Here is a 23,542-nt window from a genome sequence, read left to right as displayed (position 1 = left end):
GTTTTTTCAAATTCAACAATAAACGTATGCGCTTTCATTTGCAATATAAAAATGATTTCTGTTATCGATAACATTATATTCACAAAATTCATTTTTAATAGTTAAACAACTTTTATCTATGTTTAAATCAATTATTAATATGTTTGAATTAAGTAGTGAAGAAATTTAATCTGAAACTGTCAAATTTTTTGTGTAAATAGATTTTTCTCGTAGATTGATTTTTTAATCTTTTATTTAATCAAAGTAGGATTCTAAGGTATCCTGAACCTGATCAAAGCCTTTGTGGATTCGATTGAAATAACGGTCATTGTAGCTCATTGCCTGAATGCCAATAAAAGTATTAAGCGACTGTTCAGTTGGAAACTCTGCTTTAGGCTTAGCTTTACGCTTGATAACGTTGTTAAAGGATTCGATCATATTGGTAGAGTAAATTGAAGCCCTGATCTGCTTAGGATAGCTGTAAAAGACTAGCAGATCAGGTTCAATCTCTTTGAGATTTCTGATGACATGGTTGTACGCTCTGTTCCACTTGTCATAGAAAGCGTGCAAGACTTTGATCGCGGCTTCCTTATTTGGCTGTTGATGAATTTGCTTGAATTCATTCATGATCGTTTCGCGATCATCTACGAATACTTTAGCGCAAATATTGCGCATGACATGAACTAGACAGCGTTGAAAATGAGCTTTCGGATAAGTCTGCTCCAGCACTGTCTTCATGCCCACAACGCCATCTGAAAGAAAGAGCTAAACCTGTTCTAGACCGCGAGACTTCATGTCTTGAAGCATTTCCGTCCAATTCTCGACGTTTTCGCTGGGAGCAATGCGGTAATCGATGACTTCCTTGTGACCATTAGGCTTGATGCCAATGGCAATATAGACTGCTTCACGCTCAAACGTTTCTCGGCGCAAAGGAATGTAGGTAGCGTCCAAATAAACGCAGAAGAACTTGTCACTGAGTTTGCGCTGATGATAGGCCTCGACTTTTGGAATCATCTGCTTGGAGATGTTAGATGCCTGAGCTGGGCTGTAATGACTGCCATACATCTTTTCAATCAAGTCGGCTATTTCTCTAGTGGTTACGCCTTTGGAATATAGCTTGATAATCATGCTTTCCAAGACATTGGAGTGCTGCTTGTAGTCAGGGAGCGTGTGCTGATGAAACATGCCGTTGCGATCCCTAGGCACCTGAATTTTAATCTCGCCAAATTGCGTATCAACCTTGCGAAAGTAAGCACCATTGCGTGAATTGCCTGTATTCCAGCCAGCTCTGGCATAAGGATCATAGCCTAAAAACGCAGTCAGTTCAGCCTCTAATAAGTCATTAACTGCTTGCTGGAGTTCTTTGCGCAATAAATCGTTTATTTTGTCTTGATTGAATAGAGCTTGTGCCATATTTTGGGTAAAATCATTCATGAAGGAGTTCTTCTTTCTGTATGTGTTTTTTTGTTCAAACCAATCATACGAGAAAGGAACTCCTTTTTCTAATGTTTTAAGAAATTAATTTAAGGAATTATTCATCCTTACACAAAATATTTTACGGTCTCAGACATTATCACTTATTAATCACAGCTTGCAAATGAATTATCATAAAAATATTGACAAATAATTATATTTGATGGTAAAGTATTGCCAGATTAATCAATTCAAGTAATAGGAGGACTCACGCCGATGCGTTTTTAATTTCTGATTTTCGTTAAGTAAAAAATAATGCATTCTACTAGTTTAAGGATGTACTTTTTGCTTGTGATCAGAAATTAGCCTGCGTGATTTTCTTTAATTTAAATTAAGAATAATTATAGATTAGCCAACTTGGACTAATCTATCAGACACCATTTTCTCAGATCATAAGCACAGTTTGAGAGGACGGTGCTTTTTTATGTCTACAATTTCACTAAAAAACGTTTCATTTGCCTATGACGGTCAGGATAAAATTTTTGATAATTTAAACCTAAATCTCGATTCTAATTGGAAACTTGGCTTAATCGGTCGTAATGGTCGCGGCAAAACCACTTTTATGAAAATGTTGCTAAAACAGGTCGAATATCAAGGAACTATTCAAAGTGATTTAGAATTCAATTACTATCCTCAGGTAATTAATAATCCCGATAACCTTACTATTTATGCTTTACAAGAACAGTTTAATTTCGAGGAATGGGAGTTAAAACGAGAATTAAATCTGCTTCATGCTAAAGAAAATATCATTTGGCAGCCCTTTTCAACACTTAGTGGCGGTGAACAAACAAAAATTTTACTGGCGCTTTGTTTTATTAATCAACATTCCTTTGCCCTACTAGATGAACCAACGAATCACCTCGATGAAGATACACGGAATCAAGTAGCACAATATCTGCATAATAAAAAACAGGGATTAATTGTAATCAGCCATGACCGAAATTTTGTAGATAAAGTTGTCGATCACACCCTAGCAATTGAAATGCAAAAAATTAGGCTGGAACAAGGAAACTATACTCGTTATGAAAAACAAAAAGAATTAGAAGATGAATCTAATATCGCTTATAATGCAAAGTTAGAAAAGCAAATTAAAAATCTCCATGCCAGTCAACAAAAGATGCAAACTTTTGCCCAGCGTTCCGAAAGCAACAAAAATGCGGGAGCCAAGATGAAAGGCGATATTCGACATAGAAGTACAGTTTACGATAAAGGATTCATGGGACACAAAGCCGCCAAAAAAATGAAACTTGCCAAAAATGTAGAAGCAAGATTAGATAAAAATATCGAAGAAAGAAAGGGTCTTTTAAAAAATATTGAAGCAGACAATGACCTAGCCATGAATTTTGTCCCCGACCATCATAAACATCTAATTACTGCTAAAGGAGTTAGCCTTGCTTATGACAAGCTTCCCCTTTTCCAACCTACTACCTTTGATTTAATGCGTGGTCACCAAATTGTGATTACTGGTAAAAACGGTATAGGAAAATCTAGTTTGTTTAAGGCAATTACTAATACTTTTGCTGGAACAATTACTGGCAGATTGCATTCAGCTGATAAGATTTCAATCTCCTATTTATCACAGATTGAACAATCTAATAACCTATCATTAAAAGATTTTGCCCAAAAGCACCACCTTAACTATGCCGATTTTCTCAATATCTTACACAAATTAGGTACTGAACGTGATATATTCACTAATTCAATTAATCAAATGTCTTCAGGCCAACAAAAAAAGGTCTACTTAGCCAAGTCCTTACTTGAACCAGCAAATTTGTATCTTTGGGATGAGCCTTTGAACTATTTAGATGTCTTTAACCAAGAACAAATTATTCAATTAATTAAAAAATATCATCCTACTATGCTAGTAATTGAACATGATCAGCGCTTTATTGATGAATTAGGTGCTCAAGTCATTCACCTAACATAGTAAATAAAAGAGCGAGTTAGTTTTAAAGTTAATACTAACTCGCTTTTTGTTGCTAAAATAACTTCATCATGTACTCGCTAACCGCCTTTTGTTGCATTTCTTCCCAGCTAGCAAACTTGGTCTCTTTTTTAACAAATTCATCGACTTGATCTATCGCCATCTGCTCAATTTGCGTAAAGTCTTTCACGCCCAATTCTCTGACAAAAAAGTCAATAGTAGCAAAACTAGTATACTTTTGCATCAATTGTGGTGTAAATAAGTCTTGATAAGAAACTGCCTGCTGGCTGCCCTTTTGCTCAGCTAGATGCTCCAAACTTTGTTTTAATTCTGCTTTTTCTTTAGTCATTTAACCAACCTCTTTCACTTTTCATATTATTATGACAAAACTTCGGTTAAAATTGCAAAAAACTTTCTTAATCTTCTTTATTATTCGTTATAATTAAAAACAGAATAACTTACAAAGCAGGGATTAAAATGACTAATCGGTATAAAAGTGTTTTTGACATTATTGGCCCCGTAATGGTGGGACCATCAAGTTCACATACGGCCGGAGCCGTCGCTATTGGACGCGCTGGTTACAAACTTTTTGGCGGTACCCCGAGTAAAGTTACCGTTCATTATTACGACTCTTTCGCCCAAACTCACCGTGGTCATGGAACAGACTATGCTATTGCGGCAGGTATTTTAGGCTTTGACTCAGACGATCTACGCGTACCAAAGGCACCTGAGATTGCACGCCAGCGCGGCGTAGATTTACGTTTTGTTGAAGAAGATGGTCCTAGCCCAATTGGTCACCCTAATACTGCTATTTTAAATATGTCTAATGATAAAAAGAAAGTGGAATTGGCTGGATGCTCTATCGGTGGTGGTGCAATTGAAATTCGCAAAATTGTCTTACATAATACCGAGATTCAACCTGCTGGTGCATTACCTATTATTATTTTAGTTGATCCACACAAAAACATTCGCATTGAACAAGAGCTTACCGCGCTCTTGCACGAAAAAGCACCCTTTAGTCGCAAACGAATTTTTCATACTAAAAACTATAATATTTATGAATATGATGTAGAAAATTATCTTCATCCTGATTTATTGCGAGAACTAAAGAAAAAATTTGAGAATATTATTTGTTTATAACATAGGGCAATATTATGTATAACCATATTAAGGAAATTGTTACTGCAGCAGAAAAAACGCACAAACCTATTTCTGAATTAATTATTGAACAAGAATGTCAACTATCAGGCTTGCCACGAGAAAAAGTCTGGCAGCGCATGAAATATAACTTGCAAACTATGCGAGCTGCCGTTAAAAGAGGTGAATCTGGAAACGGTGTCTTTTCAAAAACTGGCTTAACTGGTGGCGAAGCAATTAAGCTGAAAAAATATCGCGAGAAAGGACACACACTTTCAGGCGATACAATGATGGCAGCAGTTGAAAATGCCATAGCCACTAACGAAGTCAATGCAGCGATGGGCGTTGTCTGCGCTACCCCGACGGCTGGTTCTTCCGGCACTTTACCTGGCGTTCTATTTTTATTAGAAAAAAGATTACAGCTCAGCGAAGAGCAAATGATTCGCTTTCTTTTTACTGCTGGCGGTTTTGGCATGGTGATTGCCAATAATGCCGAAATTGCGGGGGCAACTGGCGGCTGTCAAGCAGAAGTCGGTAGTGCCTCAGCCATGGGTGCTGCCGCGGCAGTTGAAGTAGCTGGTGGCAGTGCTGAACAAAGTGCCCAAGCTTTATCGATTGCGATGTCTAACTTGCTTGGGTTAGTCTGTGATCCGATTGCCGGTTTGGTTGAAGTTCCCTGCGTCAAAAGAAATGGTATTGGCGCTGGTAATGCACTTATCGCAGCTGATATGGCGCTAGCGGGATGTACAAGTGTAATCCCAGCTGATGAATGTATTGAAGCAATGAAGAAAGTTGGTCATCAAATGCCGGCATCTCTGCGTGAAACTGGACTCGGCGGTTTAGCTGGTACACCAACAGGTCAAGCAATTAAAGCAAAAATTTTTGGTAAAGATGCGTAGGTAACACAATGCGTGATAGCAAAACAATTAAAAACGATATTATTGAACATTTAGCTCAAGTTATTGACCCAGAATTAAACGTCGATGTGGTCAACTTGGGGCTGATTTATGAAATTGACCTCGATCAAGATGGGATCTGTCTCATCAATATGACATTAACTACACCTGCCTGTCCTTTGACTGATTATTTGATCAAGCAGATTACAACAGCCGTTAAAAAAGTCCCTGAAGTTAAAAATGTTGATGTAGAATTTGTCTGGTATCCTGTTTGGACCCCTGAACGGATGAGTGATGCGGCTAAAAAATACTTCAAAATACAATAAAAAAGTCTAGGCTAAAATTTTGCCTAGGCTCTTTATTACTTTCCAAATTATTTATTCAAATAGGCCACAAACAATTCAGTATAGATCTTCACAAAGTTCAAATACATCTTTTCATCAACATATTCGTTAACTTGGTGCGGCGTGTCATTACCAGGACCAAACATGGCAAACGGATAGCTAGGTCCTTTGTCGGCAATCAAATTTGAAGCATCAGTTACTGGTTTAATAGCAACTGTTGGAATCGGCTTTTCCGCATATTTTGCTCCAATTTTTTGAGCTAATTTAACAAATTCAGACTTACCGTCAGTTTTAATTGAAGGCTCCGACATATAGATGTCCATTTTGATTTTAGCTCCTTGCGCATTTTCTGCCTTAACTAATTCAGTTAATTTCTTTTCAACCAAACTATTATTGAACTCAGGAATAGTCCGCACATTAATTTGCGCGGTAGCCTCTCCGGGAATCATGTTGACCTGTTCCCCGCCAGTAAAAACAGTAGTATTGAACGTCAACTTACCTAAGTCTGGATTGTTTTTATCTGTTTCTCTAAAAGCCTTATTGGCCTTAACTAATAAATCCATTAATGGATCGATCGCATTATAACCCTTTTCAGGCATTGAGCTATGAGCTTCCTTGCCTTGGGAAGTTAACTTAATATCCATCTAACCCTTATGAGCAATGGCAATACTGTAGCCAGAAGGTTCACCAACTTCTTCACCAAAAGTAGCTAACAGGCTGATAATACCATGCTTAATTAAATGGTGTTCATGAATATTAATCATGGCAATAACCAAGGCAGCTAAACCAGACTTCATATCAGTCGCTCCACGGCCGTACAATTTACCATCCTTATTGGTTATTTAAAGGGATCAGTATGCCATTGATCTAATTCACCTGGTGAAACAACATCCATGTGACCACAAATTGCTAAAATGGGATGGCCTGTTCCGATTTCAGCAAATAAATCTGCGCGAGTTGTGGAATATTCCAACAAACGTGAACTAATTCCATGTTCTCCTAATAGTTTTTGTAAATATTTTGCTACTAAAATTTCATTATCATTAACGGATTTTATTGCAACAAGATCACTCAAGATTTTAAGCTCTTCAGTATCAGTCAAAACATTATTCTCTTCAATAATTTAATTTTCCTCTCCAAAAATCGAATCGCTTTCACCTTGATTGTAGCCGCTGAGTTCTTGATAGTAAAAAAATATGACTATCATTTATTAAATGACAATCATATTGAAAATATTAATTATATTTTTGCTTTATCTTACTGAAACGCCAGTTGTGGTATCAGCCTCTGGTTCAGGAGCTGGCTTTCCTTCTAACTTAGAAGCACCAGATACCGCATCAGTTTGCTTAACTTGATTTTCATCAGTTATCGGATATTCCTTGCGTCTGCTTGGATCAGTATTAGATGGCAAATTATCAGCAGTATAAGCAATGTGCGTCAATTTAGCATGCTTAACATCATCAATTGTCTTGCATCCCGTTAATTGCATATCAATCTTTAATTCATCATTTAATTGTTCAATAACTGAAGCAACCCCATGCGCACCACCTAAGGCTAAACCATAAAGATATGGACGACCGATTCCAACAATGTCAGCACCCAAAGCCAAAGCTTTAAAGATATGAGAGCCACGACGGACACCTGAATCAAAGATAATTGGCACCCGATGATTTACTGCTTGCGCAATTTCTGGCAAAACATCAATGGTAGCAGGAGCACCATCAACTTCACGACCACCATGATTAGTTACGTAAATTCCATCAGCACCGGCCCCAATTGCTTTATAGGCATCTTCAGCACACATAACACCTTTAACAAAGACTGGCAACCCTGATTCTTTCTTTATTCTTTTAACATCTTCAGGACCAATCTTTTGCGCAGAAGAAGCGTACATTTGAGCTACGCTTTGACCTTTACCTTTTGCACCAAGGTAACGCTTAAAGAAATCCAATGGTACAGGATAAGTAAAGTTAGTCCGCAAGTTTGCTTCACGATAACCTGATACCAAAGCATCAACGGTTAAGAAAATGCCTTGATAACCAGCTTTTTTAATTGCATCAAAAACCATCTGATTAAAATTCCAGTCTTTACTCAAATAAAGTTGGAAAAACCTTGGTGCTTCTGGAGCTGCAGCTGCAATTTCTTCTACACTCTTATTAGCATAAGTACTAGAACTAAAGAGCGCACCAGCCATAGCAGCACCCTTTTGCGTTGCGACTTCCGCATCTTTATGTGCAATTCCATGACAAGCAATTGGAGCGATCATAATTGGCGTCTTTAAGTGCATCCCCATAAAATCAGTATCAGTTTGCGGATCAGCCATCTCAGTCAAAGCACGAGGTACAATTTGAAAATGATTAAAAGCAGCAGTATTGTTACGCCAGGTCCATTCATTTTCTGCACCCGAAGCAATATAATAATATGCACCTTCTGGCATTACCTTCTTAACACGTTCTTCAAGTTCATCCACATTCACCATCTTGATTTTTTCATCGCGGTCACTTTGTGGAAAGCCTTCGTAGTAGTGGGTCATTCGTTTTTCTCCTCTCAATATATATTGTATGTTAATTTCATTATAGTTTGTAAGCGGTTTTGTTGCAAATTGATATTCTAAATTTATATATGATCAATCAAATTTATATATAAATTTTAGTAATAAAAAAATATCTGTAAGAGCTTACAGCAAAAGTTGTATAATAAAGACGTTGACACTATTACTGCAAGAACTTACTTAAAGCAGATTAGTGGCATTTTCTTTATTGCATGCCCTTACTGGATAGGTTGCACTGCAAAAATTAAGAAAAAGAGGCATAATTTATGAAAAAAATTTTAGCGATTAATTCGGGTAGCTCTTCTTTTAAATTTAAGCTTTTCACCTTTCCTGATGAAAAAGTTATCAGCGAAGGGATGGCTGATCGAGTTGGGCTTAACGGCTCCACATTTACAATCAAGGTTAAAGGTGAAAAACACCAAGAAAAAGTTGACATTCCTGATTCCGAAACTGCCGTTACAATCTTGCTTGAAAATTTAAAAAAGTATGATTTAATTGACGATCCTAAAGAAATCATCGGAATCGGACATCGAATTGTTGCGGGTGGTGAAGAATTTAAGGACTCCACCTTAATTGATGAGAAGTCACTACAAAAGATTTATGATTTGAAACAATATGCGCCGCTTCATAATACCGCTGAAGCCGATGTCATTAAGGCCTTCATGAAAGTATTGCCTGGCGTCCCTGAAGTCGCTGTCTTTGATACTTCATTCCACCAAACCTTGGATCCAGTGCACTACTTGTACTCACTTCCATATAAATACTATGAAAAATACGGTGCAAGAAAATATGGCGCACATGGCACTTCGGTTAGATATGTTAGTCAAAAAGCCGCTGAAATTATGAAACGCGACTTAAAGGACTTGAAATTAATCGTTTGTCACTTAGGATCTGGTGCTTCAGTTACCGCTGTGAAAGATGGTAAATCATTCGATACTTCAATGGGCTTTTCACCAATGGCGGGTATTACGATGAGTTCCCGTTCAGGTGATGTTGATCCTTCTTTACTTGCTTTTGTCATGAAAAAGGAAAATCTTGATGCTGATCAAATGCTTAAGGTTCTAAACAACGAATCTGGTTTGTTAGGAATTTCAGGCATTTCACCAGATATGCGTGATTTACGTGGTGACATGACTAAGCTCGAAGGGGAAAAGAAGAAGCGTGCTGACTTAGCTAGAAACATTTTCATTAATCGAATCATTCGCTATGTTGGTGCTTATACCCTTGAAATGCGTGGCCTAGATGGTATCGCCTTTACAGCTGGTGTCGGTGAACACGACTTTGGCGTCCGTGAACATGTCATGGATTCACTCGAACTTTTAGGCCTTAAGCCTGATTCAGCCGCTAATAAAGAAAATGCCACCATTATTACCAAGCCCAACTCAACTATTGTTGGTATGGTTATTCCAACTAATGAGGAATTAATGATTGAACGTGATGTTGTCAGAGTAGCTGGCTTAAAGTAAAAAATAGAGAAAAGAAATAAGACGAAGGACAAAATCCTTCGTCTTATTTTGCGTATTAAGCCATTGCTTTTTTCTACCCAAAGTCAAGTATTATCAATGATTTAAGAAAATAAATTTACTTGTTTTAATGATGCGAATAAGGTTAAAGCAAATAAGAGTTTAAATTTAAGAAAAAGCGAAAGTACCACAAATAAGCCTATGAATACTTGTAGTTTTTCCATAGGTTGCTTATACTTAAGTTGATTATTTGATTTCAGCTAAAGTCTTTTATTTTCGGTGGCTATGTTGTAATCATATAATTGATCATGTTTGATAAGAGCAAACATTGTGCGTATCAGTTTATGGACTGATGCAATGGCGATTTTCTTATAGCCTTGGCTATTTGAAGATCGTTTTTTCTTGTCATAATAATCAGTTATATGGCAAGGCTGCGTAGCCTTTACCGTCTCCATTTGAGTAATAACTCGATAAAGTATTTTTCTGGCAATATGATTGCCATGCTTGGTAATGCCAAGAGAACTGTCTTTTTCACCAGATTGGTACCTTCCTGGATCAATGCCAACAAACGCATCAATTTGAGCTGAAGTGCTAAACCGTCTTAGATCACCGAGCTCTGCTACTAATCTCACTGCTGTAATTCTAGCAACCCCTGGGATACTCAAATAGATGGATAAAGCACGAGCGTTTACTGCTTTAGCCAGCTTTTCCATGTAGTTAATTACATAGTCGCGTTCTTGCTGGAGTGAAAATAAATTAGAAATGTTCCTTTGAATAGCTCTAACGATAATACTATCTTTGGAATCATAAGGATAAGCTTCTCTAGCAAAAGCGTATAATCTTGTGGTTAAGTACCGTGCCCTTTGTTGTCCTATTCCAGAAATAGAATTAAGCATTTGAGTTACCTGTGTCTCATTCTTTTCTAGAACATATCCAGCATGTGGGAAAAGACTAACAAGCGCCCAATAAATTCTGCCAGATGGATGAGACAGTATTTCTTCAATTTGTGGGAAAGTGGATTGGAGGTTGCGGTGCAATTGATTTTTAGTAGTAACTATACTCCTAGTAAGTTCTTCATAATAGCGACTGGCATTCTGAAGTTCATGATACTCTCTGGGCTGTGGATCACGCAGCTTTTGCGGGGCATTAAATTGAATTAAAGCCAGGCGATAAGCATCTACCTTATCAGTTTTATTATGGCGTAAATTATTGTCCATTAGCTTTTTCGCTTTAAGCGGATTAAGCTTCAAATACTTAATATGATAATCCTCTAAGAAAGCTTGCAGGCTTAGAGAATAAACACCAGTAGCTTCGAAAACAACTAAAGGAGTTATCAAATATTGGTTCAGTTGCTCATAAAGTTTTTGATAGCCAAAGGAATCATTAGAGATTCTAAAAGATTCGCCTTGTTTGATCCGGTCATTAACCACACAAACTGTGGAAGATTTACTGCTAACATCAATACCGAAAATAATTTGTGATTCCATAATATAACCTCCGCTGTGAAGATAAACCTCTTTATCAACCTATTAATTCTAATTTTCTAAACACGGCATCTAAGTGCCCACAGACTTCGAAGAGACTTAAGAATAGGTGGTAAAGCAGTCCGTTTCTTTTACGACATCAAGTGTCTAAAAAGCTGAAGACTTGATTTGCTTTATCTTCACTTTCTATTTTAGACAAAATAAAAAGTGCCAGATCGTGAATCCGTCGATTCATGATCCAACACTAGGTTAGTATGTTTCTTTTCGTTCATTATATGCGTAATAAATCCAAGCAATAACACCAAAGGCCACTGGACCAATAGCCGTCCAGAATGAAGTTTGCCAGTCTCCGGTAAAGAGTGGTTCGATACAAGTAAAGATAATTCCGACCGCAACCACTAACCAAACAACAATTGTCGTTGCCAAAACTTTTTTCTTACCTTCAATAAAAACAAATGGCCGATCTAAGTCTTTTTTAGCTTTAAAAAATGGGTAAGCAGCAATTAAAAATAAATATGGTGCTGATGAAGAAACATTCATCATATCCATTAAAATTGTATAGAATTGTTGTGCTCCATTACCACCAAATGAAATAAATAAGATAATAACGCTAACCACAATTGCTTGTACCCACATCGAGAATTCAGGCATATTGTGCTTATTTAACTTAACCATTTTCTTAGGCAATAGTCGCGGATCACACCCCTCAATAAATGATTTAATCGGTGAATAAACCATCAAAAAGGCAGCGGCAATTCCTGATAACACATCCGCAATTCCGGCCAAACGAGAAAAGACAGTTCCAATTGCCAGTGAAGTAGAATGTGATAGACCTAGGCTATGACCAGTGACAATACCTAAATTATTAATCAAAACATATTCGACATTAGCTAAGTCAACACCTTTACCACCTAACGATTTGTTCCAATTAACAGCCACCCCACACATAAAGATGTTTACAACATAAAGTGCTGTCATTAAGACCATGGCCGTAATCAGAGCCTTAGGATAATTCTTTTCCGGTTTATCAACTGAATCAATTACTCCTGAGGTTGTTTCCAGACCACCATAGGCAAATAAAGCATAGACAATAAATGAAATAACCGCAATCGGTGACTGAAATGCTGGATTAGGTGAATGAACCATATTTTGTGCGGTCACTGGTTCAGCTAATTGCCCACGATTCAAAATAAATACAAAAAGTGAAACTGCTGTAAAACCAATGGCAATTCCTAAAGTAAAGATCCCACCAATATTATTAATCGCCTTTATTTTATCAATTCCCTTTGCGGCACAGAATGTAACAATTGCCAAAAAAATAACTTCTAAAACACCTAATAATTGGGTTGAAGTTAATGGTCCTAAATGCCAACTTTGGGTTGTATCATGACCAAAAATTGCAGTTGAAACTGAAACCAAGAAGAATTGGGTTGAAGAAACCAACCAAATCACCCAAGCTGATAGCCAAATAAAAGTTCCAATAAATGCTACTTTTTCATTAGTAGATCCTTCAAGCCATGAAAAGATTCCACCTTTAATTCCTTTAAAGGAAGCACCATATTCAGCGAAAATTAAGGCTGATGGCAAGAAGAATAAAATAGCGGTGACAATATACCAAATGATACTTGAATAACCCATTTGGTAAAAAGCTGTCAGAGAATTACTAAATCCAAAAATAGAAGAAAAAATCATCAAGACCAGACTACTACGACTTATCTTGCTGTGATCATTATTCTTCATAAAAAATAAAACAACTCCTTTAACATAAACAAACAATTTCTATTATGAACTTTTATCATGATATTTTCAAAAAGAGCTTTTGCACACAAAAAAGCAGGCCTTAGTAAGATCTGCTTTACTTCTTAATCATAATCGGCTGGATTAATATCTGGTTTTGGTAAATTTGAATTATTGTTTAATACCACACCTTGTATACCGTTTTCGTAGGTCCATTCTTTTAGCGTATTCATTTTGCCAGTCAAATAATATTCACTAATTAACTTATTCCAATGATCCCACTTATCAAGTGGCACATTAATTAGTCCTGCCCCATGGTCAATCATTAATTTATTTGCAGCAGTGTGGCAGTACGCTTATTTCCGCCCCAGAATAATTGATTACGCATATTATGATACATCAATGTCATTGCCTTATCTGTAGTCGAGGTATCGTTGTTCATTAACTCATCGAAAAATTTTTCTTCTTGTTTGTAGTTTAAATTATCTCGGAAGCCATAGCCTGTCAGTAATAAATGTATCTTTAGTTCAATATCTAAAGATAACACCTTATTTTCATTAATAATATATTGCCATGCTCGTTTTAATCGAATAATTCTTTCCTTATCTTTCTCGGAAGCCCTCTCTATATTTAACCCATCAGCAACTAATTGTGTTTGAATTAAAGAAATATTTGTTTTCTCAAAATGCAAATCACTAAATATTAGTCGAGCAAGGTTAGTTCTGCCAAATTTTCTATTTAAATCTTGTGTTAAATAGAATTTATCTGGGTATAACATATTTTTACACCTATTATCTTATCCTCTGCCTCAACAATTCTGGCCTTTGCGCCAGCTCTGCGTATAAATGACGACCATTTATGCTAATCCCCTCAAATTCACGCCCTGTATGAAAGTGACCTCTAGCCAGCACTTTACCTGAGCGTTTCAATTTAAACAAATAATCATTAAAGGCCCAATAAATCTGTTTTTTTATGCTTGTCATAGGTAATTCCTTGAACGGGAGAATCATTGCGCATAAAATCTCCTCTAGTAGCGCCAATCTCTTTAGGATACCAACTATTACCCTGACGAGTAACTTCCCAATATTCAAAACGGTGGTCTGTGGCATCATGGTAAAGGGCAATAAATTGGTGATCATTTACAAAAGTAGCATTATGGAAATAACGACCTGTTCTAGCTGAATGATTCCAAACTTTAAAAGTCCAAATCTGTTTAATTTGCAAATTGTTTTTACTAATCTGCATAATTTCTTCTGATTGAGAGCTCTTGCGCAATAAATGGTTATTAGCAATCACATAAATATACTTTCGAGTTGAACCGATTGCTTGTCCATGTCCCAATTTAATATATGGGCTTATCTTAACATGGGATGCAAGCCGCAGAAATTGTGACCAAGGTAGCCATGACAACTTTTGCATAACATAGCGATTAGGTACATGATTAAACTGATAAGAAACAATGTGAGCACGTGTATCATGTGGTGAATGATACATTGTTGCATACATTGAACCATTTGACACGGTCAATCCTTCTGGTACTGGTCCCACCGTTCCAGTTACCGAATCACTTTGACATAAAGTCGCAGGTTGATAGAAATAGGTTTTCAGTCTAAAATGTCCACTTTTCAAGACATGCGGTCTAGTTTCCGGAGCAAAGCTTCTACCCCAATTACCAGACGTCTTATAGTGCTTGAACCAGCTACGAGCACTGTCTCCAGCTTGTGGTTTTTTGGTTGCTTTAACAATGCCCTCTCTAGCATTAGCTCTCACTTGAACAATTGTCTGAGCATGAGCTTTACCATAAGAATAACTTACCCGATAGCTTTCCTTTTTACTTGATGAAACTTCTGCTCGAGATACTTTAACTTTACTTGGCTCAATTACCGTTCCTGCTGCATCTGTTGCATAATTAATCGCATCCCTAGTTGGAAAACTATAATGCGAATTCTTCACTAAACTAATCTGATGTACAACTGCAATCTTTCTTCTTAAAAAAGCTCGCTGATTGACCCAACCGCCTCTATGTCCGTCTAACCAAACATAGCAATACTTATTACCGCGAACTTTTCTAACTGCACTGGCTTGAACATTGCCATGTTTAAACGTATTAGCAAGGCATAGACTTCTTGACGGACCTTTACGAGTTAAGTTTTGATAAATTCTATAAGACGTATGCGGATTAATCATCTTAGTCTGAAATGGATTTAGTTCTCGCGCCCCAACCACTTGCGGCTTCAAACATAATAACGTCATCAAACAAGCTAATCCTAAATAGACTTTTACTCTCTTCATTCTTATTTTTACAACTCCCTAAAAATAACGCAAAGTCTATTGTAGGTCAGTGAGATTTTTTATCAATATTATTATTAATTTTTAGATCAAAAAAGCGTAAAGGACAATAATTCATCCTTTACGCTACAATTTTTATTAACTTTTTCTAGTTTTGAACAATTAAGTTCTTCAAATCATCTGATAATTGAACTGGTGCGTACTTAGCACTTACTACTTTAATAGTAGAGGTCTTTAAGTATCTCTTCTTACCAATATAAGCATATCTGCTCTTACCGTTTTTAACGATCATCGATGACTTGTACTTCTTACCGTACTTGATCTTCTTCTTGGTTGCCTTAAAGTAAACCTTTTTAGCCTTAGCACTCTTCTTATATGCGTAGTAGATCTTTGCACCCTTTTTTGACTTAGGTGAAACAACGATGTACTTTAATGCTCTATTATTGTAAGCATCTTGAATGGCTTTTTGGTCACTTTGTGCTTGCTTGTACCAGTCTGCTTGACTTGGAACTGTTGCTGAAGGGGTAACATCAGTCGAAACAACATAAATTGCACATTGTTGTCCATCTACAGTTTGACTGTCAACATAATAGAAAGTAACAGAACCTTGATCGTTCTTAGCCTCGTTAGAGAAGTAAAGCTGGATGGTTTGACCTTTAGTATAATTTGAATCCATTGACTTTACGATTTTACCATCTTGGTTTACAGCGTAAAGCTTAGGATTAGCATTATTAACTGTAGCTGATACTGATCTACGCTTAATACTAATGGTACCTTTTTTGCTTGAAGTTTGTGTAGTTGCTGCATGAACTGGTTCTGCAGCAGACACACCTGCACCAGCTAAACCAGCTGAAAGCATCACTGCGGCAGCTAATGAAGTAAATAAATTCTTAGTTTTCATCGATATAATCTCCTAACGTAATCTCTTATAGTTCAATTATAACATTTTTTATTATTCGTCAAGGTAAAGATACGTTCCCCATTTCACCGGCTCTTGTTTACTTGGCTGAATTGCAAAATACAGAACAAAAATCCAACCTAACGGTATCAACATTAACAAAATCCACCAACCTGTATAATTGATATCATGCAATCTTCTTACAGCTAGGCCTAATTGACATAATTTCAAATAAAGATAGATCAAGCCCCAAATGATCATGCCAATAATTACTATCGCTGAAATATGGTTACTATTGAAAGCAAAACCATTAATCATATCAACAGAATCATTTTCATAATGTGAAACTGGCATAAGTGTAGCACAAAAAGTAATAATGCCCCCGATCCAGATTAAAATCTCGCTTACAATGATGCCAATCCAGAAACTTCTTCTGGTAGTTCTTGCATTCCAGGTAAATGGTCGCAGAAAAGTTTCTTTCATAATTTGACCAAAACTAAAAACTGGGGCCTCACCATCTAACTTTCTTTCACCCTGGTATTCTTGTTTGTAATATGGCTCGCTCATCGCTTATTCTCCTAATTCCACATAAATTTTGACAGCTGCTTTAATAGTTTGATAAACAGTTGAAACATGCAAAGTGTGAGCTAAAAATTCTTCCTTCTCGGCTCTAGTCATTGCCGAATCAAAGAAGACCTTGATCTTCATCTCAGTTACTACTGATTTACCATGACCGAGATTCTCCGTTTTTGCCTGGTTTTCTACCCTAAAATTCCTAACATCAAGTTGATGTGCCTTGGTAATCATCCCTGCCGACATCACAATACATGAATTAACACTACCACATAGATACTCAACTGGGTTGGGACCTGCATCATGTTTAACATCATCACAAACAAAAACATGATCACGTACTTGGTTGGCAATTTGCCATTCTTTATCTTCTAACTTAGATTTAACTACATATTCGCTCATATTTTCACCCTAATGATGGTCAATTGCGGCATTCAAACGCTTACGCCAAATGAAATAAACTACTAAAATCAATGGAACTAAGACTAATTCTACTGGATAGAACCATTCTATCGGTAAAGCAGAATCAATTACACCACTGATCATCGGGCCAAAGGCCATAGCAATATCTAATCCTAAATAAAAAGTAGCACTAGCTAAGCCTTGTTCTTCAATCGGTGCTAACAACAGCGCAGTTGATTGCAAAACTGAATAAATGATCCCATAGCCTGACGCCATTAAAGCTGCCGCTAAAGCCATTTGCCAATCATTATTCATTATTGCGAGCAAGATAATATAAGTAGCCGTTGAAACTAGACTTAGCCAAAACCAGACGCCAAAACGTACTGTATCAAAATACCTTTTTAGTCCTACTCTAATAATCAACAAAACAACCGCATAGATCAAGAAATATGATCCAACTGCGACAGTCAGATGTTTTTGTTCTACATAAGTTACAATATCTGCCTGTGTTACAAAATACGGGATAGCAAATAAAGTTGTCAAAATTGCCACCGGTAGGACATTAAATTGAATAATTTTGAAACTCTTTTTCTGCGTTCGGACGCGCTTTTTAGGCAAAGCATGATCACCCACAAACTGAATTGCTACAATCATTAGTAAAGCTGAAACAGCTGATGCCACCAAACTTGTTCGATAACCTATTTTTTGATAAATATTAATCGAAACTGCTGGAGCTAACGCCATTGCCAAAGCATTCATTAAACCATAAAAGCCCATTGCTTCACCAACATGTTGGCGCGGCACTAAAAAAGCAAGCCAGGTAGTCATACAAACTGTGCACAGGACATAACCGGTGCCGTTAATTAACCTAAAGAGCAAAAGCCAACCACTTGACGGAGTCAAAACGTAACCCATTACCCCTACAAAAATTAAAGTGCCGCCAATAAACGATAAGCGGTATTTAGAAAATTTATCGGTTAAATTGCCAGCTACCGGTCGCAAAAACATTGCTGCTAAACTCATAATCCCGACAATGATTCCAGCAAAAGCACTGCTAGCGCCTAATTCTTTAGCATATCCATTAATCAAAGGATTAACAAACATTGTACTAAACATAAAAAAGAAAGATGCTGCCATAACCAGGACAACATCTTTGGTATAAATTGATTTTCTCTTCGCCAAAATGATCCCCCCAATTCTGTTCTAATTATACAACTATCACAGAATAATCATTTAGCAATTTTTAAACTAACAGTAAAAACAATGTCTTCACCTTTATGGTGGGCCGAAATTTTACCATGAAAAGCTTCCACTAATTCTTGTGCCATGGCTAGACCAATGCCAAAGCCACCTTTCTTAGAATTATGTGACTTATCATCACGATAAAAGCGATCAAAGAAATGACTATAGTCTTTGCCTTTACCTTCACGATAAGTATTTTCTACCCGCAAAACTGCATATTTACTTAAGGTACCACCTTTAGTCAATTTTACCTGAATCTTGCCATGAGGATCACAATATTTCTGGGCATTGTCCAATAGGATGTTAACTATCTCAGCTAAAGTATGTTTTTCAGCTAAAACATTCAGCCCTTCACGCACCGATACTTGATAAACTAAGTCATTCTTCTTCATGACTGATTTAAAATCTTTAGTCGTTTCTTCAACAATTTTTGAAAAATCAATTTTACTTAAGGTAAGTTCACCCATCTCGCCGGTACGAGCTAACGAAATCAAACGATTAATTAATTTGGTTAATTTTGCTACTTGTTCTTTATTGCTTTCATTCCATTCAGAATTATTGCCAAGCATCTCTTCCATTTCTGTATTCGCTGAAATAACTGCTAATGGTGTTTTTAATTCATGACCAGCATTAGTAATAAACTCCTGCTGCTTATGATAAGCATCAACAGTAGGCTTGATTGCTTTACCTGAAACTAAAATCAAAACTAAAGCGAAGACAATCAAAGCTCCTAATCCTAAAACTAAAGCTACCCTGAATAATAACCAAAAACGATTAAAAATTAGGGTCTCATTTAAAAAGACAATCATCGTTTCACCAGTAGAATTTTTAGCAACTCTGAAGGTATATTGATTTTGCCCTAGGGCGACTACACCGCTTTTGTCTCCATTTTCTAAAGCTGCTCTGGTAATATTCTGAATCTTAGAATTATTAACCTTGTAAACATTATTATCGTTGATCACATGTACGCGATGACTTTCATCAATCATTACTGCAAAATAGCGATACTGATAAACCGCTTCAGGATTATATTGTCCACCTAAAAAATTGCGATTAATTGGATCGCGTTGGTCACCAAAAGCTGGCTTGGCATTTTTAGGTGATAAACGTCCTTCATTTTTAACTAAAGCTGTCAGCACCCGATCGACTTCATTTTGACTTTGAACATGAGTCACCCAAACTAAGCCGCCTAAGGTCAACAATAGGACTACCAATAAGGCAGCAACAGAAGTACCAATAAACTTCCAACGAAATTTTTGAATCATCTGCTCACCTACTTAACTAACTTATACGAGCCACCCTTATCGCCTTCAATTCGAACTGAACTTTGAATTGACTTCAGTTTTTGTCGCAAGTATGAAATATAAATCCAAACTACATCAGCGTTTGCATCAATATCATTTTTCCAAACATGATTAAGCAATTCTTCCGTTGATAATTCCTTATTTTGATTTAATAAAAAATAATTCATCAACTGAGTCTCAGTTCCGCTCAAACGAATTGAGTTATGACTAACTAACTCTTGCTTAGATACATTTAAAGTTACATCCCCTAATTCCAATTTATTAGGTGTAAAATCATCTTCTCGACGTTCTTTTGAACGCAGCCGTGCTAGCAATTCCTTAAGTGAAAACGGCTTAGTCAAATAATCATCAGCACCACTATCAAGTCCAGTTACTCGGTCATCAACCTCGGCCTTAGCGGTCAACATTAAAATACGCGTGGTGCTAGTTAAATCGTTTTAGTTAATAAAAAAGTCCAATCTTGTTAGACTCGACTTGTAAATAGTAATAATAGAAAAGAGTCTGATCTGATTGAACTGCCTTAAGCTTAAGCGTTTTAGCCACCATTTACAAGTTAGTTTTAAAGATTTAGTGATAATTTGTCGGCACTGGTATCGTTTGTATGCACCGGCTGAGTTTACTCATCGGCGAAATATTGATCAAATTAAAACTACGGACAGTCTGATTTTGGCTTTACTTATCTGGCAAGCTAAGACAGGAATTGAATCACAAAGAAGATTCTGTGAATGTTTCAATTGTTTATCACACTCACGTTTTAATCGGCGTTCACGTCAGCTATTGCAATTGATTTATCAGATACGGCAAGAAATGAATAAAAAGGTTGACCTGAATGGACATTTCTTGATCATTGACAGCTTTCCGGTACCTGTTTGCCAACCAATTCGCAACTATCGTGCTAAAATTTTTCGCGGTTATGCCAACATTGGTTATAAGGCCACCAAGAAAATTTACTTCTATGGTTTCAAAGTTCATGCCATTGTTAGCGATGACGGTTACATTCTTGATTATGTCGTAACAAAAGCATCAGTTCATGATGCCAAGGAGACAGTTGAACTGATGGAAAATGCACATCCATCTAATTACTATCTTCTTGGCGACGAAGGCTATTTAGGCAAAGAACTGCATCAACAGCTAAAACAAATGGGTTATGAACTTTGGACACCATATCGTAAAAATATGACAGGAGCTAAAAAGCACAATGATCATCAATTGATGGCTATTCGCAGAACAATTGAAAGCGACTTTTCGCTTCTGACCTATTACAATGCCGAGAACAATCGAGCACGTAGTCTGATAGGCTTTCAAAGCCGGTTGGAAATTGCAATTTTAGCTTATAATTTGGCTTATTGTCTAGAACGATTTAACTAGCACCACGCGTATTAAAATATAAGTCTTGTCGCCACTCTCACGGATCTTTTTCAAAGCAGTAATTCCATCCATGACTGGCATCATGATATCTAACATAATTACGTCATAAGAATTTTCTTTAGCATGTTCTACTGCCTTTAGTCCATTGTCTACTGGATCAACATCATAACCAGCATGTTCCATGGCAGCGGTTAAAACACGCAATAGCTGTGGTTCATCTTCTGCTACTAAAATCTTCATTAATTACTAATCCTCTTCCCTAATTAATTGTCGAATCGTCTGCATTGATACATCACAAGAAGCTAATTCATCTGCTACTCTTTTTAATTCTTCGCCAATCATCTCAGGATTCTTAATCTTGTGCTTGTATTTCATTTCATGTTCTAGACTTGCCCAAGTATCCATGGCGATAGTTCTTAGCTGCACTTCAACAAAATAATGACCCGGTATATTACCGTCAACATCCTCATCGGGTATAGTCACATCAAGAATCATATGATATGAACGATAACCGTTCGGTTTAGCATTAGTAATATAATCTTTTTCCTGATAGACACTGACATTAGCCCATTGTTTAATAAAGTCAATGCAAGTATAAATATCATCAATAAAATTGCAAACTACACGGAGACCAACACTATCACGGTTAACACGCAAAGCTGATTGTGGCGTCAATGGTAAATTTTTTCTTTGGCATTTACCTTCCATACTAGCTTCACTTTTTACCCGACCACGTAAATGTTCATAAAGTCGTTCGCCGTGTTCTTTTTCATAATTTTTATTTAACTGCTCAAACTGCGCCATCATTTGGCCAAGCAATTTATCTAAAGTTGGGGCGTATTTCCCGTAAATATTCAACATTTATCCCTTCTTCCCTCTTTAAGCATAACAAGATTATTTGATTTTTATTTGAATAAAGCTAATTTATTTTGTGATAAGTTGTTAGTAACCAAAATAAGCAACCTATACTCAAATTGAGCAGGATTGCTTATTTATATTGCTATTATTAATTTTGATCTAGGGGGGGAAAATTAAAATTTAACCTCTTTGCCATTAACTACAACTTGATAAGTTAAATCTTTTAAATTAGCCTTTAATTCTGCTTGACTAGTTTGCTCTTTATTTTTACGAATAATTTGGATTTCATTTTCATTTGGAGTAGAAATTTCAATTGAACCATCAAGATCGAAGGCAGGTTCAGTATTTCTAAAAGTAAATAATTTTAAGAGTGAACTAACTACCGGACGTTTAACTTCTTCAGCTACTTCTTGGCGACTATAATAATGCCGATTAATGTTGCGTCCTTCCTTAGTTTTTTCTAGTAATTCAAGATCATTCTTGCCAGCCAGCATCCCCACGTAATAAACTTGCGGGATCCCTGGCGCAAAGACTTGCAATAACCGTGCCATGAAGTATTTCTGGTCATCATCGCCTAAAGCAGAGTAAAAAGTAGTATTAATTTGGTAGATATCAAGATTATGGTATTCAGCACTAGAATACTTCTTCTTTACATTAGCGCCAACTTGATAGAGCTCTTGACTGGTATAATTGATTTCTTCAGGAGAGAGAATATCACGGGCATCAACTACACCTATTCCGTGATGTGTATCCAAAGTCGTAAACTGTTTCATTGGACACTTTTTCAGCCAAGCTGCCAAGCGATTGCTTTTACCAGAATACAGTGAATACAAGGTTACCATTGGCAAAGCAAAATCATAGATAAAGTAACCATGTTTAGCAATCTTGAACGGCATTGAATAGTGTTCATGAATTTCTGGTAAAATTGTTGCACCTTCATCGGCAATATCATCTTGTACTTGCTTAAGCAAATCCCAGATTTCTGGTTCTACGAAGAAATCATTACTATCTAGCTTTTTGACAGCATAAGCAAAGGCATCCAATCGAATAATATCGGCTCCGTGATGAATTAGGCTAACTAAGGTCTCTTTAATAAATTTTTGTGTTACTCGCTTACGCACATCAAGATCAATTTGTTCCGGACCAAAAGTATTCCAAAGTTTTTCTTTCGTCCCATCGGCAAAAGTAATTTCTTGATATGGGGCACGATCTTTTCTTTTATAGATTAAGTCCACATCTTCTTTGGTCGGACGACCTTTTGGCCAGAATTTATCCCAGCTTAAGAATAAATCTGCATAAGGACTTTGGTCTTTATTCTTTTGGAAATCTTCATAATACTTGGAATGGCGCGAAATATGATTAATCATAAAGTCAAACATTAAGTAATATTCTTCGCCTAACTTCTCAACGTCTGACCAATCGCCAAATTTAGGATCTACTGTCGTGTAGTCAGTTGGAGCAAAGCCGCGATCACCAGTTGATGGAAAAAATGGCAACAGGTGAATTCCACCAACCGCATCCTTCAAGTCCTCGTGCAAAACTTCATTTAATTCTTTCAGATTTTTACCCAAACTGTCAGGATAAGTAATCAACATTACTTTGTTCTTTATCGGCATAACT

Annotated in this window: 19 protein-coding genes and 5 pseudogenes; 6 read left to right on the top strand and 18 right to left on the bottom strand. The window is 36.7% G+C overall.

The window, feature by feature from the left end:
* Positions 1-234: 234 nt before the first annotated feature.
* Positions 235-1,413 (bottom strand): annotated as a pseudogene (locus J6L97_RS03760) (IS256 family transposase).
* A 463-nt stretch (positions 1,414-1,876) separates the two neighbouring features.
* On the opposite strand from J6L97_RS03760, the gene abc-f reads away from it, so the two are divergent.
* A complete protein-coding gene (gene abc-f / locus J6L97_RS03755; RefSeq protein WP_057726924.1) occupies positions 1,877-3,379 on the top strand; it encodes a ribosomal protection-like ABC-F family protein in 1,503 nt (500 codons plus the stop codon).
* Between the two features lie 52 nt (positions 3,380-3,431).
* Here abc-f and J6L97_RS03750 read toward each other — a convergent pair whose 3' ends face one another.
* A complete protein-coding gene (locus J6L97_RS03750) occupies positions 3,432-3,725 on the bottom strand; it encodes a hypothetical protein (RefSeq protein ID WP_057726925.1) in 294 nt (97 codons plus the stop codon).
* Between the two features lie 128 nt (positions 3,726-3,853).
* On the opposite strand from J6L97_RS03750, the gene J6L97_RS03745 reads away from it, so the two are divergent.
* The 3 genes from J6L97_RS03745 to J6L97_RS03735 are packed head-to-tail and all read left to right on the top strand — an operon-like array spanning position 3,854 to position 5,735.
* The gene (locus J6L97_RS03745) at positions 3,854-4,516 is read left to right on the top strand and encodes a serine dehydratase beta chain (RefSeq protein WP_013086564.1); all 663 of its coding nucleotides are present in this window, start codon (positions 3,854-3,856) and stop codon (positions 4,514-4,516) included.
* 14 nt (positions 4,517-4,530) lie between these two features.
* Positions 4,531-5,412, top strand: coding sequence for an L-serine ammonia-lyase, iron-sulfur-dependent, subunit alpha (gene sdaAA / locus J6L97_RS03740; protein ID WP_057726926.1), 882 nt, complete (start codon positions 4,531-4,533; stop codon positions 5,410-5,412).
* An 8-nt stretch (positions 5,413-5,420) separates the two neighbouring features.
* The gene (locus J6L97_RS03735) at positions 5,421-5,735 is read left to right on the top strand and encodes a metal-sulfur cluster assembly factor (protein WP_005719496.1); all 315 of its coding nucleotides are present in this window, start codon (positions 5,421-5,423) and stop codon (positions 5,733-5,735) included.
* A 47-nt stretch (positions 5,736-5,782) separates the two neighbouring features.
* Here J6L97_RS03735 and J6L97_RS03730 read toward each other — a convergent pair.
* A pseudogene (locus J6L97_RS03730) lies at positions 5,783-6,855 on the bottom strand (M20/M25/M40 family metallo-hydrolase).
* A gap of 150 nt (positions 6,856-7,005) precedes the next feature.
* Positions 7,006-8,286: a lactate oxidase gene (locus tag J6L97_RS03725; RefSeq protein WP_057726927.1), complete on the bottom strand. Its 1,281-nt coding sequence runs from the start codon at positions 8,284-8,286 to the stop codon at positions 7,006-7,008.
* A gap of 284 nt (positions 8,287-8,570) precedes the next feature.
* Between J6L97_RS03725 and J6L97_RS03720 the strand changes: the two genes are divergently transcribed.
* The gene (locus tag J6L97_RS03720) at positions 8,571-9,770 is read left to right on the top strand and encodes an acetate/propionate family kinase (protein ID WP_057726928.1); all 1,200 of its coding nucleotides are present in this window, start codon (positions 8,571-8,573) and stop codon (positions 9,768-9,770) included.
* A gap of 257 nt (positions 9,771-10,027) precedes the next feature.
* On the opposite strand, the gene J6L97_RS03715 is transcribed toward J6L97_RS03720, so the two are convergent.
* The 11 genes and pseudogenes from J6L97_RS03715 to J6L97_RS03670 all read right to left on the bottom strand — a co-directional run.
* A complete protein-coding gene (locus J6L97_RS03715) occupies positions 10,028-11,257 on the bottom strand; it encodes an IS110 family RNA-guided transposase (RefSeq protein ID WP_080668519.1) in 1,230 nt (409 codons plus the stop codon).
* Positions 11,258-11,500: 243 nt separating this feature from the next.
* Positions 11,501-12,991, bottom strand: coding sequence for a glutamate/gamma-aminobutyrate family transporter YjeM (gene yjeM, locus J6L97_RS03710; RefSeq protein ID WP_057726992.1), 1,491 nt, complete (start codon positions 12,989-12,991; stop codon positions 11,501-11,503).
* Positions 12,992-13,113: 122 nt separating this feature from the next.
* Positions 13,114-13,314: a hypothetical protein gene (locus tag J6L97_RS11035; protein ID WP_223876387.1), complete on the bottom strand. Its 201-nt coding sequence runs from the start codon at positions 13,312-13,314 to the stop codon at positions 13,114-13,116.
* Positions 13,314-13,766 (bottom strand): Fic family protein, encoded by a 453-nt coding sequence (locus J6L97_RS03705; protein WP_223876386.1) that lies wholly within the window; start codon positions 13,764-13,766, stop codon positions 13,314-13,316. Before J6L97_RS03705 ends, J6L97_RS11035 begins: the two co-directional genes overlap by 1 nt.
* Before the next feature lie 13 nt (positions 13,767-13,779).
* Positions 13,780-15,280, bottom strand: a pseudogene (locus tag J6L97_RS03700) (SH3-like domain-containing protein).
* A gap of 145 nt (positions 15,281-15,425) precedes the next feature.
* Positions 15,426-16,178 carry a hypothetical protein gene (locus J6L97_RS03695; protein WP_005728136.1) on the bottom strand — a complete coding sequence of 251 codons (753 nt, stop codon included), beginning with the start codon at positions 16,176-16,178 and terminating at the stop codon, positions 15,426-15,428.
* A gap of 51 nt (positions 16,179-16,229) precedes the next feature.
* Positions 16,230-16,742, bottom strand: coding sequence for a DUF805 domain-containing protein (locus tag J6L97_RS03690; protein WP_023488852.1), 513 nt, complete (start codon positions 16,740-16,742; stop codon positions 16,230-16,232).
* Between the two features lie 3 nt (positions 16,743-16,745).
* Positions 16,746-17,150: an OsmC family protein gene (locus J6L97_RS03685; protein ID WP_023488649.1), complete on the bottom strand. Its 405-nt coding sequence runs from the start codon at positions 17,148-17,150 to the stop codon at positions 16,746-16,748.
* 9 nt (positions 17,151-17,159) lie between these two features.
* Complete coding sequence (locus tag J6L97_RS03680) at positions 17,160-18,332, bottom strand: MFS transporter (RefSeq protein ID WP_057726991.1); 1,173 nt, start codon at positions 18,330-18,332, stop codon at positions 17,160-17,162.
* 47 nt (positions 18,333-18,379) lie between these two features.
* Positions 18,380-19,657 (bottom strand): sensor histidine kinase, encoded by a 1,278-nt coding sequence (locus tag J6L97_RS03675; RefSeq protein WP_057726990.1) that lies wholly within the window; start codon positions 19,655-19,657, stop codon positions 18,380-18,382.
* A gap of 8 nt (positions 19,658-19,665) precedes the next feature.
* Positions 19,666-20,115 (bottom strand): annotated as a pseudogene (locus J6L97_RS03670) (response regulator transcription factor); the annotation flags it as partial.
* A 91-nt stretch (positions 20,116-20,206) separates the two neighbouring features.
* On the opposite strand from J6L97_RS03670, the gene J6L97_RS03665 reads away from it, so the two are divergent.
* Positions 20,207-21,064 (top strand): IS982 family transposase, encoded by an 858-nt coding sequence (locus tag J6L97_RS03665; RefSeq protein WP_118992340.1) that lies wholly within the window; start codon positions 20,207-20,209, stop codon positions 21,062-21,064.
* A 9-nt stretch (positions 21,065-21,073) separates the two neighbouring features.
* Here J6L97_RS03665 and J6L97_RS03660 read toward each other — a convergent pair.
* The 3 genes and pseudogenes from J6L97_RS03660 to gtfA form a co-directional block, all read right to left on the bottom strand.
* Positions 21,074-21,304, bottom strand: a pseudogene (locus J6L97_RS03660) (response regulator transcription factor); the annotation flags it as partial.
* Positions 21,305-21,310: 6 nt separating this feature from the next.
* Positions 21,311-21,922, bottom strand: a complete 612-nt coding sequence (locus tag J6L97_RS03655) for a GTP pyrophosphokinase (RefSeq protein WP_191088333.1) — start codon at positions 21,920-21,922, stop codon at positions 21,311-21,313.
* A 173-nt stretch (positions 21,923-22,095) separates the two neighbouring features.
* Complete coding sequence (gene gtfA, locus J6L97_RS03650; RefSeq protein WP_057726981.1) at positions 22,096-23,538, bottom strand: sucrose phosphorylase; 1,443 nt, start codon at positions 23,536-23,538, stop codon at positions 22,096-22,098.
* Between the last annotated feature and the right edge of the window lie 4 nt (positions 23,539-23,542).

The organism is Lactobacillus crispatus, from assembly GCF_018987235.1.
Taxonomy (GTDB): domain Bacteria; phylum Bacillota; class Bacilli; order Lactobacillales; family Lactobacillaceae; genus Lactobacillus; species Lactobacillus crispatus.
Note: the sequence above shows the minus strand (reverse complement) of the source record. Positions and strands in the feature narration are given on the sequence as shown.

Excerpts from the sequence above, each read along its gene's own strand:
- J6L97_RS11035 (WP_223876387.1), bottom strand. The coding sequence starts at position 13,314 with ATGATTGACCATGGGGCAGGACTAATTAATGTGCCACTTGATAAGTGG.
- J6L97_RS03745 (WP_013086564.1), top strand. The coding sequence starts at position 3,854 with ATGACTAATCGGTATAAAAGTGTTTTTGACATTATTGGCCCCGTAATG.
- abc-f (WP_057726924.1), top strand. The coding sequence starts at position 1,877 with ATGTCTACAATTTCACTAAAAAACGTTTCATTTGCCTATGACGGTCAG.
- J6L97_RS03695 (WP_005728136.1), bottom strand. The coding sequence starts at position 16,178 with ATGAAAACTAAGAATTTATTTACTTCATTAGCTGCCGCAGTGATGCTT.
- J6L97_RS03750 (WP_057726925.1), bottom strand. The coding sequence starts at position 3,725 with ATGACTAAAGAAAAAGCAGAATTAAAACAAAGTTTGGAGCATCTAGCT.
- J6L97_RS03675 (WP_057726990.1), bottom strand. The coding sequence starts at position 19,657 with ATGATTCAAAAATTTCGTTGGAAGTTTATTGGTACTTCTGTTGCTGCC.
- yjeM (WP_057726992.1), bottom strand. The coding sequence starts at position 12,991 with ATGAAGAATAATGATCACAGCAAGATAAGTCGTAGTAGTCTGGTCTTG.
- J6L97_RS03725 (WP_057726927.1), bottom strand. The coding sequence starts at position 8,286 with ATGACCCACTACTACGAAGGCTTTCCACAAAGTGACCGCGATGAAAAA.
- J6L97_RS03690 (WP_023488852.1), bottom strand. The coding sequence starts at position 16,742 with ATGAGCGAGCCATATTACAAACAAGAATACCAGGGTGAAAGAAAGTTA.
- J6L97_RS03720 (WP_057726928.1), top strand. The coding sequence starts at position 8,571 with ATGAAAAAAATTTTAGCGATTAATTCGGGTAGCTCTTCTTTTAAATTT.
- J6L97_RS03705 (WP_223876386.1), bottom strand. The coding sequence starts at position 13,766 with ATGTTATACCCAGATAAATTCTATTTAACACAAGATTTAAATAGAAAA.
- J6L97_RS03735 (WP_005719496.1), top strand. The coding sequence starts at position 5,421 with ATGCGTGATAGCAAAACAATTAAAAACGATATTATTGAACATTTAGCT.
- gtfA (WP_057726981.1), bottom strand. The coding sequence starts at position 23,538 with ATGCCGATAAAGAACAAAGTAATGTTGATTACTTATCCTGACAGTTTG.
- sdaAA (WP_057726926.1), top strand. The coding sequence starts at position 4,531 with ATGTATAACCATATTAAGGAAATTGTTACTGCAGCAGAAAAAACGCAC.
- J6L97_RS03685 (WP_023488649.1), bottom strand. The coding sequence starts at position 17,150 with ATGAGCGAATATGTAGTTAAATCTAAGTTAGAAGATAAAGAATGGCAA.